This is a genomic window from Shewanella sp. MTB7, from assembly GCF_027571385.1.
Lineage (GTDB): Bacteria > Pseudomonadota > Gammaproteobacteria > Enterobacterales > Shewanellaceae > Shewanella.
In genome coordinates, this window is the sequence record NZ_CP085636.1 from 3626583 (window position 1) to 3639884 (window position 13302).

Below are 13302 nucleotides of genomic sequence, written 5' to 3' on the forward strand. Positions count from 1 at the left end.
ATTAACGCCAAACCTGCAAGTAAACTTATTTTTAATAGACACTTATTGATCATACTAGCCCATTTAAACATGACCTTGTTTGGCGGTGTTAAACATATAAATAGAATTAATTATTTAATAAAACATTGAATTATAAGCACACCTAAATTTAAACCTAACACTAAAAATGAGCAGAACCAAAATACAGATCTGCATTTAATTGCACATTGATTGGAAACGTGGTAATAAATGATGAGATAAAATACCTTATTTATCTCATCATTTATATGAATAACAAGCTTCCATAATGGTATTTTTATGCGTTAGCTTTACATAATTCAATATCATCATTTTACTTTACATTGAAATATGTAAAGCCAACTAACTGAAACAGTATTGATTACTCGAAGTTGGTTATTATGAATAATGAAAAGAAGATAAGTAACGGGAAAATAGGTGTATTTGCGCTAGCAATGTTAAACGTCGTTGCCGTTGTCAGTTTACGTGGCCTCCCCGCGGAAGCTGAATATGGGTTAAGTTCGGTATTTTATTATGTATTTGCAGCCGTTGTATTTCTGGTTCCAGTTTCTCTGGTTGCTGCCGAGTTGGCAACTGGCTGGTCAGAAAAAGGGGGTATATTTCGTTGGGTAGGTGAAGCATTTGGTCCTCGGCTTGCCCTTGTCGCTGTATTTATGCTGTGGATTGAAGTCACTGTTTGGTTCCCAACTGCGTTAACGTTTGGTTCGGTATCACTGGCATTTATTGGTCCTGATACGACTTGGGATCAAGCTCTTTCAGAAAACAAATTCTTCATATTGTCGATTGTATTAGGTATTTATTGGTTTGCAACTTTTGTCGCTCTTCGGGGGACATCTGCTTTTGCTAAACTGGCTAAGTGGGGTGGCCTAGTGGGCACTATCATACCTGGCATCGTGTTAATCGTGCTTGGTTTTTCTTATTTGTTTTTCTCTGGTAAGCCACCTCAAATAGAATTGACTTGGGGCAACCTTATTCCCGACTTTTCTAATTTTAATAATGTGGTACTCGCAGCCAGTATTTTCCTGTTCTATGCCGGTATGGAGATGAACGCCATTCATGTTTCAGAAGTCGATAATGCCGCGCGTAATTACCCTATTGCAATCGCCATTGCAGCAATTGGTACAGTGTCAGTGTTTGTTTTAGGTACCTTGGCGATTGCCTTTATCATTCCTCAACAAGACATCAGTTTAACCCAAAGCCTCTTGATAGCTTATGATAAGTTGTTTGCTTGGGCTGGTATTGGTTGGGCTTCACCGGTTGTCGCAGCGTGTCTAGCTCTTGGTGTGCTTGCTGGAGTGGTTGGTTGGGTAGCGGGTCCATCTTCTGCACTGCTAGTTGTCGCTAAAGGGGGATATTTACCACGATTCTGGCAATACACCAATAAATATGGCATGGCAACGCACATTATGTTGGTTCAAGCCATATTAGTGACCTTAATCTCCACCATATTTGTGGTGTTGCCATCGGTACAAGCCGCCTATCAGATCTTAAGTCAATTAACGGTCGTTCTGTATTTGATTATGTATTTATTAATGTTTGCTGCAGCCATCCACCTTAGATACAGTCAACCCAATCGACCACGTCCCTATAAAATACCTGGGGGCGATATGGGCATGTGGATCATTGGTGGTTTAGGCTTTATTGGTTCATTAATAGCATTCCTATTTTCATATATCCCGCCGAATCAAATCTCAGTGGGTAGCCCTGAAGAGTTTGTTGGTTTCCTTGTGTTATTGACGCTATTCTTCGTCGCTGTTCCGCTTATTATTTACCAAGTTCGCAAGTCACATTGGAAAGATCCTTCAGTGACTGACTTTGCGCCGTTTACTTGGGAAATAGAGAATATACATCCCGGGATTATAAATACGTCAGATAAAATCACTCATGAATTAAATAAGTAACTTAAACAAAATATCGTATGTTTCATTTAGGTATGCTAATTCATCAAAATTAATTGGATTAGCATTTGCCTCGGTGATGAATGAAATATGTTTAAGATTTATTACCAAGTACTGAAAGATAAATCACCAGTTCAGCCAATTCTTTCGCAGTTCTGCGTTTAGAGGTGATCAGGTATTTACCATTAATAAACATTACAACATCCCTTCTCAGACTAACTTAATATAATCAATGCCTTCAATACCAAAAACTCAAAAAAACTAATCGCAACATGGTATGCATAAGCCTACCGATAGGTATAGATTTAACTCTTGCTGCTGTTGGCTTTGTTGCTGGGATTGTTGCTGTTGACTTCGAAGCTGTTGCTTTTCTGGTTCAGATAATTCAGTCAAACATCTTTCAGGAATTGCATCATTATTTTTTCTACGTTCAGGTGATGGTACTTCCTTCGCACCGTCATCCACTATCGACTGGTTATTTTCCTCCTTACTCTCCTGATAGGCTCCCCAGAACAGAGACAAGATTGCAACTGCACTGATCATCAGTTTCTTATCTAACTTACTACCTTTGTTTTTAGTCAATACACAACACCTCTCAGATACTTTGAACATCCCGCACTATATTAATCTTTACTTTTATGAGAAAAACGTTCCAGCGCAGACTTGGCAATAAGTTCCATATGAGGTGCTGCAAAATAGAACCCCAGTACCAACATCATTGCTGCATTCATCTGCTCAGCATTATGACCGATCACATTGGCAGCTTTTTCAAACCCCTCGGGATCTCCAGCCCAGATGGAGATAATGGACAACAGTGTCACAGTGAAATATTGAAACACCCAGATCCCAGCAATCACTAATGCAATAAAGCGACGGGCCAAATTTTGGCCCTGTGTCGCCGCCATCCAATTGACCAACATACCTCTCGCCTCACTACGCTCCTTCGCCGCATCAAGACTTTTTTCTTCATCGGTGTAAACAAGCGCATCTAGTCCATTAGTAACACCATCTACCATGGCATTCACCGCATGGCTAGATCCAAACAATCTTCCCCAAAACCCCATATGCAACCCCCTATCAAGCCATGTTTACGGTATATCGATTTCACTACTTATCTGAACGGTTCAGTGCAACTTGTGGTTCACTGTTGACCAATCTAAGCACGTCATTATCGACTTCACTGCTACAAGACAAAGCAAACATCTCCTGTATTGACAATATAACTTGATCTACACCGCAAAATATTTCTGTACAAAAAAGTTGCTCTGCTAGGTGTTGATTATTAACTTCATGGCCCCTAGCCCGTTGACATACTTCAACCAAATATAGCTCTTTAAAGATAATATCTAATGTTGACTCATCAAACCCACAGCTTTCATTGTTTGCCAACATTTAATACCTTTTAAAGAGATAGCCGTCTCACAATCTGAACTTGAATGAATAATAAGATTTTTATTGCCACTGAATAATTCGCCATTATTAACCTCATCGACAAACTTACGGCAAACAAATAAATAACTAATCTATTAAGGTAATAGATTAAAATCATCAAGAACCTGAGAAAATATAAATTCAAGTTCATCCGTACTCCCTGCAGATAAGATCCTTTCCTTAGATGTAACGGAGAAACCAGCTAGTAATCCATAATATTGATACAAGGAAGTGACTTTCTGTTTTATATCCAGATAGAGTTCATTAACTGTGATCCCTTTAGCGTTGGCCTCGTGAATAAGGAATAGATACTCAATACTATCCTCCTCTATATTGCCACCTTGACTGCTATTAACCAGTTCTCGTTTAGCCGCATACTCTCTCTCCTTCCCAGGAAGATGACTTTTATGTTCCATTTTTTTTTCATCAATCACTCCTGCAATTAGCCCTATGTAATAGTCTTTTCGTTGAGATAACTGATAGCTTTCCTGTTCATCATCTGAGGCCAATGATACAAGGCCATTATTCAATATGCAGAGATCTCCATTCTGGTAACCTTCTGGCGTTTCAAACCAAGTATATTCCTCTTCATTATATTTATCCGAAGTTACTTCAATACTAAAATCATTTTCAAATCTTATAAACATATGGCCACCACCGTCCTATTTTGATTATTCACCGTACATGACACCAACAAGTCTAATCTTTAAACTTGACCGGTTCGTTACATCCCAATTTAGATTAAACTTTCCATTATCATTTACAGGAATACAAAGTAGTCCATATCCATGCCAAGAACGCCTCCAATTACGCATTGCACTAATACTTACATCATATTCATTCCTGATCTTACGACCTAGGTTAATCGCTGCACCTTCGTGATACCATGAAGTCGAACTAACATTACATAATAGACATCTCACATTTGTATCGTTTAGATTAAAATCTACATTGAAGTTTCGGTTGTAATAATTCAAATCAAACATTTTGCTCACTGGAGCACTCATCAACTTTATACCGGGATCAAACCATTGCGGCAAATTATGCGCGCTGATATTACCATTGATATACAAGTCACCTGTTAACTCACTATTACCGCTTGCTTTAATGCCGCCGCCAACGGTGAGTTTTTTATCGAGTTGAACATGACCACGGGAGCGAATATCTCCGCCAATCCATTGATTGCCAAATACGTTTTGATCCCCGGTAACACGCTGATTATGACCAACATGATGATCATGCTTGCTAACCAAACGTCCTGTGACTATTGCTTCTCCCGCCACATTTAGATTTTTATCAACTGCCAATCCACTTTGGAAGAAACCGTCACCAACAACAGAATGATTCCCAGCAACATTTAGATTACCCTGCACAGCGGAATGACCACCGACGTGACTGTTGCCAAATGCTGACATATCTCCACGAATAGTTGCCTCACCAGCAAGGTTCAAATCTTTTGAAAGCGTGAGTTGCCCTTTTACAAGACTATTGCCATTAACTGTCTGACTACCATAAACAGCCTGATTCTTCTCAACGACTTGCCACCCCTTGACCCTTTGATTCACGCCGATAGACTGACTGCCGTGAATCTGAGCAGAACCGCTCACCCGCAAGTGGCGGTCAATACCAAGGTCTGTGCTGATATCACAGCGTCCTTTAATACGCTGATTTCTGTCCACAGTTTGATGTCCAGCAACAATCTGATCAGCGCCAATGCTCTGACTTTCCTTAACACGACAACTCCCACCGATAACGGCATTACCCTGCACTGATAAATCTGACTTAAGCGCTGTACTCAGATCCACAGTGAAAGAACCTGCAACCACTAATGCCTGCGAAAAATGCCCAGGACTTTCAATCATCAAACTGCCGCTGGAGTGCTGACTACTAATTACACCTGCAACCTTAATTTGATCGCTATCTTCATCACCCAGTTCCACATCACCAAGTAAGTGTTCAATATCCTTAGCGAACGTTTCTCCTTCTACAAGCAGATCCCCACCGACCCTGAGATTTCCACCGATGATCTGATTGCCAGAAACAGTTTGACTGCCACTGGCGGCAATATCTCCAGCAACTGTTAGAGACTCGCCAACGGCTAAATTGGCATCTGCGTTAATATCACCAGCGACATGCTGCTGCCCACCAATTGATTGTTGTCCCAGTACGCTATGATTTCCGCCAATATGACTATTACCTGTAACATTGGCGTTGCACTGTACAAGGAGATTATGATCAACCAACATCTCAGATTTTGCATGAACATTGCCCTCAACAATCTGTCCCAATGCAACAGTTTGATTACCAGCAACGTCGAGATCCCCTGTAACACTCTGATCACCTAACACACTGCAGTCACCTTCAACATCAAGGTTTTCTCGGATCCCAATGCTTTTATCAACCTGTAAGTTGGATTTCGCCTGCAGATCTCCATCTAACCTCATACTACCTTTAGTCAGCTGATCACCATTGGTTATTTGGTCATTCAAAATAGTTTGGTTGCCAGCAACAACACTATTGCCGATGACATTAGCGTTACCGCCTACATTTATATGACCATCTACGGTCATATTAGCTTCAGCTCTACTGTCACCAGAAACGGTATGACGTCCTTCTATCTGTTGATCACCAAAGATAAATTGGTTGCCACCGACATTAGATTGACCAGCTACCGTCAACACCTGCCCAAGAGACAAGCTTTTAAGCCCAATCATGTCACCACTTACGGTATGGCGACCTAAGATCTCTTGGTCACCTCCAACAGTGTGCCCCCCGGTAACCGAGCTTTCGCCATCAACGGTTTGATTTGCAGCAACATTGTGGTTGCCACCTACATCCAGCTCACCAGACACAACCATATTGGCATGGGCAACACTATCCCCAACAACGGTCTGGCTGCCGTTAACAATGATATTACCACCGATGGTTTGGTCACCCGTAACCGTTGAACTGCCGCCGATAGTACTGTTTTCATCGACGGTCATATTAGCGCGCACCACACTATCGCCCATCACAGTGTTAACGCCAGCTACCTGTTGATTGCCACCAATGGACATGTCGCCGGTAACACTTGCCTCCTCGCCAACAGTCAGTGATTTATCAACCGTCAGTGACTGCTCAATTTGTCCAGGACTTGTGATTACTAAATTGCCGCTTGAGTGCAGACTACTAATAGTCCCACTCACTTTAATTAAATCGGTATCTTCATCACCGAGCTCGACATCGCCTAATAGGTGTTCAACATCCTTTGCTAAGGTTTCACCTTCAACAACTAAATTGCCGCCAACACGTAAATTTCCTCCTACATCTTGGCTGCCATCAACAAGCTGACTCCCCTGAATTCTCGAGTTTCCTTTCAGTAAACTATTACCATCAACCGTCAGATGACGACCCACGTGAAGGTGAGCTCTGGCGTAACTATTGCCTTTAACAATCTGACAGCCTTCAGTCTCCTGATCACCCGCAACATATTGGCGACCGCCAACGGATCCGTTACCACCAATAACAAGGTTCCTGTCAACTTGCATATTGGCTTTGGTATGATTGTCACCATCAATGATTTGACGACCAGAGATCAGTTGCTCACCACCAACAAATTGATCACCCAAGATACTGCTGTTGCCACCAAGATGTGAATCGCCATCGACGCTGGTATCACCCTGAACACTAAAATCTTGAGCAACACTCATATTGGCGTTAGCAAAACTGTCTCCTGCTACGCTTTGGGTACCAGTAAGGGTGTGATTACCACCAACGCTAAGGTGACCCGCTATTGTTTCACTGCCACCGACAGTTACATTCTGCTCTACCGATAAGTCAGCCTCCATTCTGCTATTACCGGAAACAGTTTGAGCACCTATCAATGTTTGGTTTCCCGTCACAAATTGATGACCCTCAATCCTTTGATTGCCATCAATGCGAGCATCTCCAGAAATAATGGCCTCGCCGCCAACGGATAAATCAGAGGTGACAGCCATATTGGCTAATGCACTACTGTCACCCGTCACAGTTTGATGGCCACTAATCAACTGACTGCCATCAACCTGATGGTTTCCTTCAACAAGTTGGTCGCCATCAACGCTTACATTACCTTCCACCAGCAAATTATTACCAACTTGCATATCGGCATTAGCATAACTATTTCCCTCTACGGTTTGGGTACCCGCTGTTTGTAAATTAATATCTATGGATTGACTACCTTTGACAATTTGGCTGCCGTCAATGCGGCTATCCCCCTCAAATACGGCATTTTGTTTAACGGTGAGGTCTTTAGTAACCTCAAGATTTGATTGGGAAAACATGTCTCCTGAGACAGTCTGCTCTCCTCTCAGACTTTGATTACCCTCTATGTTACTGTCACCAATAACACTCTGAGTACCGCCAACATGAATATTACCGCCTATAGCCAGATTAGCGGCGCCAGTAATATCACCATCAACGGTTTGAGAGCCTGAGGTCTGCTGATCACCTGACAGTGTCAGATCACCGCCAATGTCAGCGTTTTCACTCACTAAAAAAGACTTATCAACCTTAAGTTGTTCCTTAAATTGACCTGTGCTGGTGAAAACAAGGTTTCCAGAAGTATGGTTACTGCTTATCTGACCGGCGATCTTAATCTGATCAGAATCCTCGTCTCCCAGTTCAACATCGCCTAGCAGATGTTCAATATCCTTGGCTATGGTCTCACCTTCCACCACGAAATTACCGCGAACGGTCAAGTTTCCACCCACTTCATGATCAGCTTCGCTAGTCACCTTACCGCTGACTCTGGTTTCACCGCCAACAGTGACGTCACTATCTACATTCAGCTTCGCCTTTAGGTGTGAGTCCCCGGTGATCTCTTGCATTCCCGCAACCGACTGATTGCCGCCAACCAAGAGAGCACCTGTTATATTTTGCCCTCCGTCAACCTGAACATCTCCACCAACGTTGAGGCTTTCATCCAAACGAACATCTGCTTTACCGTAGATTTCGCCATCGACCTGTTGGCTGCCATTTACCCTCTGACTTCCCGAAACCGTTAGATCACCACTGATGGACTGATCCCCTGAGAGCGTACTATCACCACTAACGAAGAGATTACCACCCGCACTTAGATCGCCAACTATCGAAGCATCACCTTGAACCGCTTGATCTCCATAAATGATTTGGTTCGCCCCAACATTTTGATCTGCTATAACAGACTGGCTACCATGGACTTCGGCGTTGCCTGATACATCCAAATCCCCACCTAAGATTAAATTAGCATTGGCAGTCACATCCCCATTAACGGTTTGCGAACCGGTAACACTCTGGCTGCCAGCAATATTGTGATCACCACTGACATCAACATTTCCCCCCACTGACAAATCGTTATCAAGGGTTAAATTTGATTTTACATGGCTATCGCCATTGATGATTTGATTACCGGCAATTGACTGGCCACCTAGTAATGTTTGATTCCCAGCCACGCTTTGAGCACCGCCTATTGTGGCATCGGAGGTGACGGTTAATTTCTGACCCACATCCACATCACCACTGATCTCAGCGTTACCCGCACTATATTGCGTACCAGCGACGTGCTGATCACCGCTGACCCGTTGCTCGCCAGCAACACTCTGGTTACCGCTAATACTCGCCAACCCACCTACCGTCAACTGCCCACTCAAATTCATATTGGTTGCACTGGCATTACCAGTCACAGCTGTATTGCCATCAACCTGTTGATCACCAGCAATGCTTTGGCTGCCCCCGACACTGATATTCCCAGACAGCGCGCTATTTCCGGTAACGCTGACATTGCCACCAACTCCAAGGTTTTCAGCAATGTCAGCAGATTTATCTATCGTGACAGCTTGTTGAAAATGCCCTGGGCTAGCAAACGCTAGCTGACCAGATGAATGAGCACTGCGAATTTCACCTGCAATCTCAACTTTATCGGTATCCTCATCGCCAAGCACCACATCCCCAAGCATATGATCGACATCTCGGGCTATGGTTTCACCGTCCACAATTAGATCACCATAAATGCGAATATCTCCGCCAACATTGGTATCACCACTAATAGAAAGCTTGTCGTTAATTGCTACGCCTTCTCGATTGACAGGGCCAATAACCGGCGAATTGAGACGCACCCAATCGCTGTTGTCTTCACCCAATTCAAGAGAGCCTGTAAATATGGCATCTGTTCCCTGAAGATCACCCTCAACAGTCAGCGTGTCGCTCACCTTGAGATCCGCGGTATTAAAATCTTCCTCTTCACTGCCGTTCAACTCGGCTTTCAACGCCAAACCGGCCTCCAAATCGGCATAAAGATTATCAGCCACTTGTTGGATATCATCAGTTTGATAGCGATAAGTTTGCAGGCGGTAGGTGATATTCTCCGGCATGGTTTCACCGGACAGAGCATTGCGTTTTTTAGTCATAATAGTTCCAATATTCAGTTGCCTGTAGCAATTCCAATAATCAAGGTGATATCTGTATCTCGGTTCACTTCACTCTCAGCAGACGGGAATTGTTCTAAAACGACTCCACTCTCTTTCTGCTCGTCTGTTGCACGGTGAACAATGCGATAGCCCAGTTGCTTATCATCCAGCAAGGATCCAGCATAATGCTCGGTAGCGCCCAGCAGGTAAGGCATAGAAGTATTCGTTGTAGGCTCGAGGTATGCAGGTGAAAAGTTAAAACTCAGATTGGTATAGTGGCCAGGATCGAGGGAGGTTAAACGGTCTGGATATGGCACAATAATTTTTGAAGGTTCAGTGCTCAATATCACCTTAGCGTCAATACCGATATTAGTCAGTTGATATTGAGAGGACTCAACCTGTGACAACTGGCCAACCAGATTATTAACAAAAACGTCTGCATCAAACGCCAAACCCAGATCTGCCACCACCTCTCCGGGGCCATCACCTCCAGGTTCAGGCTGCTCATCATATAAATCAGCTCTTGTTCTTAGTTGACGTAATCGTTCAGCCGGAGAGGCTTGGATGACCAAAGAGTCTTCACGCCATCGACCACCGGTTATCACTGCTAATGACCCCCCATGACTCGGAGTCTCAACCTGATTACCTGTTTGCTGAGCCAAGGGCCAATACAAACGCAGAGGATATTCATCCCCCTCTTGGCGATTCAAAAAGTTATTAATGATCTCATCACTTGTTCGGCACGTCGCCCAAACTCTGATATCTGCAAAATAACTTCCAGGATGGCTGTGACTGTTATCAATTGCCCCACCTAATTTAATCATTCCACCAGCGGGAATAATATTTTCACTGTGAAGTGTTCGCTCTCCGCCCTTCAAGACGCCATTTTGATAAACAAGTAATTTACCATCGCGCTTATTCCAACAAACCGCAATATGTTGCCAAACGCCATTGACTAAGTTGATCCCAGTATCTGTAGCGACGCCAGCGATCTCAACTGTCAGGCTTTGAGGATTAAATACTTTGACCCCAGATGTACCGTCATTAGCGGAATAGTCCAGAATATAACTGCCAGGCAGGCCATGAAAGGAACGATACCAAAACTCAAGCGTAAATCGATAAACAGGAAAATCATCTATCCACAGTGCAGACACTGACTCATCGGCTTGATCTAAAAATAACACTTGGGATTTTTGTTCAACAAAAGGTCTGACTTTTTCAATCCAGCTAACCAGCACACCTTGAAATTCCCGACCAAGAATTTGGTCTTTAATTTGTTGTGCTTGATTAAGTGGTAGCCAAGATGCTAAATCCGGCTCTATGCCATTGAGCGTCAATTTCCTACGGGCTTTAATTAACGCAGCAGGCCACGCTCGACTCCAACGTCTAAGCTCTGCAATGTCGCCTTCTAAACCTCCCCCCAAAGAAACATCGCCAAAGTTATCTTGCCACAGGTTTATCCTCGTCTCTGCAACGGTTTTACCATCGATCAGTAACCTTATCTGGCTTTGTTCATCAAGCTGTTCAACGGTAAATGAGAAGTGAATCCAGCGATTAAATGGGTTGGTTATATCTGCGGTTAACACTGATGAACCGATAGCAAGCTGACAGAAATATCGGCCTTCATCGTTTTCTAAAGTAAGTTGATAATGAGTATTGCCAGCTCCCTGCTTGTGGACCAAATTAGCCTGTGCATCCATGGCGTTAATATAGGCCCAGAGCTCCAGGGTTAATTCACCACTGTGTGTTGTCTGCGGATCATCCGCCATGGGGATATAACTGTTCTTCCCCAGCTTAAGCGCAATGCCCGGCACCAAGTCTGTCATAGTAATTTCCAAATCGAAAAGTCTGATGAGATAAGTCATGTAAAACTGCACTCAGGACTGATTGCAGCGGCAAAAAAGATATAATTTAGCTCGTGGTAAATAGGTAGCTGTAGCTCACCCCACTAAACAGAAGCTCCAGTGGCAACTTAATACCAGCTTGATCCCCACTGCCTACATCCACAACAATGGCAAATAGCCCCTGAGGATCTGTCATTACTATTGGGGTGTTAATTCGTGTCGTCAGCAATAAGGGCTGATTATTTAATTGCCAGGCCAGTTCACGATTCAGGTTTGCCTCAACCGGATGTTCAACACCAACACCGCTGACTTTAAAGGAGATAGATAGCGCTCCATCCTCAAAATGATGGGACACCAACTCCGGAATAATGGCCGGCGCAGTCGACGTTGGACAAGCGGTAAACTTACTGCTAATCCGACTTACAGGCCCCGCTTGCTCCCCCGGCGTCAGGGCTGCCACTCTGAGTTTTGGGATCTGATTTCGGCCGCCTCGAATCGCAGTCAACGCCAATTTAAGCTCAGTACCAAACTCTGGCATCTGATAAGCGATTTTCTGTTGCTCGATATATCGACGTGTTTTGTTTGCTTCTCTGGCCATAGCACTAAAAAGCTCACTTAATCCCACCGCAAAATGATTTGCCATAAAAGGTTTCCTTTATTGGTTAGTGGTATCGATAAGTTGCTGCAAATCGGCTTGAGTATAGGATTCTAATATCTCAGTGCTTAAGGCTTCTAATACTGCAATGTAGAGGCTCCAACGATCCACGTTGACACGTATAATGCCTGCTTGAGTAAACATCTCCTGAGTCAAAGAGGAAAACTGACTCAGTTGCATCAATGCCAGAATTTGGCCAAAAGCATTAGATTGAGTGACCACCACCTGTAATCCATCCACATGATTAAGGCTCGACAAGGCTGATAAACGGTTGCGGTAATGACTCAAGTTCCTATCCACAGCGCCCTGTACTCCAGTGGCGTACAGCTCTTTTATCGTCATAGGTCGGGTGTCATTTGCCAACACATAGTCACGAATGACGACAAAGGCGTTCACGCGCAAAACAACTTGTTGTAAGGAGGGAATATTGGGTAACTCATCCGGATGCAAAGCAATCAATGCAGCCCGATAATCCGGTAAGTTAGCTTCGAGTAAATAATTAGTTCCAGTTTGCTCTAGTTCATATAGATTCATAGCAGCGGCGTTCTGGGCAATGACATAATCGCGAATATGATTAAAGGCTTTCTGAGTTAGCTCAAGCATCATCTGCCCAACTCTTTTTTCAAAGACATTGGGGACACTTGTCGGCACCAATTTGGCCGTGATCTGACTAGCAGCTTCGGCGTCAAAACCAAAGCCACAGAGATTACGTTCATTCAATAAACTGCCATAAATCCCCAGCTCTGCTCCATTGCGCTCTAGGTGCATTGCCATCTTGAGTTTGACTTCAGTTTCCCCGAGCTGGTAAAACTCAGGCACAAAGCCCAGTTCCAACAGTGAATATTTGCTGGTACCGAAACGCACCTGATCTTCCGGACTGGCGCCTGCCAGCCTGCCAGCAATGGCAATAGATTGTTGATTAAGTTGTTCCTGAGTATTGAGAATACTGGTGGTAACGGCCTCAAGGATATTATCCAAGGGCGCTTTAATAATATGCTCACTGAGCATGGGTGTTGGCATAAAAACCTCCGAGCGACAAAAATGAAGAGGCA

At 43.7% G+C, this 13302-nt stretch carries 9 protein-coding genes; 1 reads left to right on the forward strand and 8 read right to left on the reverse strand.

The features are described from left to right. Positions 1-398: 398 nt before the first annotated feature. Complete coding sequence (gene gadC, locus HWQ47_RS15640) at positions 399-1919, forward strand: putative glutamine/gamma-aminobutyrate antiporter GadC (protein WP_269966996.1); 1521 nt, start codon at positions 399-401, stop codon at positions 1917-1919. Positions 1920-2177: 258 nt separating this feature from the next. Here gadC and HWQ47_RS15645 read toward each other — a convergent pair whose 3' ends face one another. From HWQ47_RS15645 to HWQ47_RS15680, 8 genes are all read right to left on the reverse strand, one after another. Further along, entirely contained in the window at positions 2178-2498 is a 321-nt protein-coding gene (locus tag HWQ47_RS15645) for a hypothetical protein (protein ID WP_269966997.1), read from the reverse strand. Between the two features lie 41 nt (positions 2499-2539). Continuing rightward, on the reverse strand, positions 2540-2980 hold the full coding sequence (locus HWQ47_RS15650) for a hypothetical protein (RefSeq protein WP_269966998.1): 441 nt from the start codon (positions 2978-2980) through the stop codon (positions 2540-2542). Between the two features lie 43 nt (positions 2981-3023). After that, entirely contained in the window at positions 3024-3308 is a 285-nt protein-coding gene (locus HWQ47_RS15655) for a hypothetical protein (protein WP_269966999.1), read from the reverse strand. Positions 3309-3442: 134 nt separating this feature from the next. Further along, a complete protein-coding gene (locus tag HWQ47_RS15660) occupies positions 3443-3994 on the reverse strand; it encodes a hypothetical protein (protein ID WP_269967000.1) in 552 nt (183 codons plus the stop codon). Positions 3995-4018: 24 nt separating this feature from the next. Continuing rightward, positions 4019-9751: a beta strand repeat-containing protein gene (locus HWQ47_RS15665; protein ID WP_269967001.1), complete on the reverse strand. Its 5733-nt coding sequence runs from the start codon at positions 9749-9751 to the stop codon at positions 4019-4021. A gap of 14 nt (positions 9752-9765) precedes the next feature. Further along, positions 9766-11577 carry a LamG-like jellyroll fold domain-containing protein gene (locus HWQ47_RS15670; RefSeq protein ID WP_269967002.1) on the reverse strand — a complete coding sequence of 604 codons (1812 nt, stop codon included), beginning with the start codon at positions 11575-11577 and terminating at the stop codon, positions 9766-9768. A gap of 85 nt (positions 11578-11662) precedes the next feature. Continuing rightward, positions 11663-12238: a hypothetical protein gene (locus tag HWQ47_RS15675; protein WP_269967003.1), complete on the reverse strand. Its 576-nt coding sequence runs from the start codon at positions 12236-12238 to the stop codon at positions 11663-11665. A gap of 12 nt (positions 12239-12250) precedes the next feature. Continuing rightward, positions 12251-13270 carry a hypothetical protein gene (locus HWQ47_RS15680; protein WP_269967004.1) on the reverse strand — a complete coding sequence of 340 codons (1020 nt, stop codon included), beginning with the start codon at positions 13268-13270 and terminating at the stop codon, positions 12251-12253. Positions 13271-13302: the final 32 nt, after the last annotated feature.

Bases quoted from the DNA above. Each gene is read 5' to 3' on its own strand.
- gadC (WP_269966996.1), top strand. From the start codon at position 399: ATGAATAATGAAAAGAAGATAAGTAACGGGAAAATAGGTGTATTTGCG.
- HWQ47_RS15650 (WP_269966998.1), bottom strand. From the start codon at position 2,980: ATGGGGTTTTGGGGAAGATTGTTTGGATCTAGCCATGCGGTGAATGCC.
- HWQ47_RS15655 (WP_269966999.1), bottom strand. From the start codon at position 3,308: ATGTTGGCAAACAATGAAAGCTGTGGGTTTGATGAGTCAACATTAGAT.
- HWQ47_RS15660 (WP_269967000.1), bottom strand. From the start codon at position 3,994: ATGTTTATAAGATTTGAAAATGATTTTAGTATTGAAGTAACTTCGGAT.
- HWQ47_RS15665 (WP_269967001.1), bottom strand. From the start codon at position 9,751: ATGACTAAAAAACGCAATGCTCTGTCCGGTGAAACCATGCCGGAGAAT.
- HWQ47_RS15670 (WP_269967002.1), bottom strand. From the start codon at position 11,577: ATGACAGACTTGGTGCCGGGCATTGCGCTTAAGCTGGGGAAGAACAGT.
- HWQ47_RS15675 (WP_269967003.1), bottom strand. From the start codon at position 12,238: ATGGCAAATCATTTTGCGGTGGGATTAAGTGAGCTTTTTAGTGCTATG.
- HWQ47_RS15680 (WP_269967004.1), bottom strand. From the start codon at position 13,270: ATGCCAACACCCATGCTCAGTGAGCATATTATTAAAGCGCCCTTGGAT.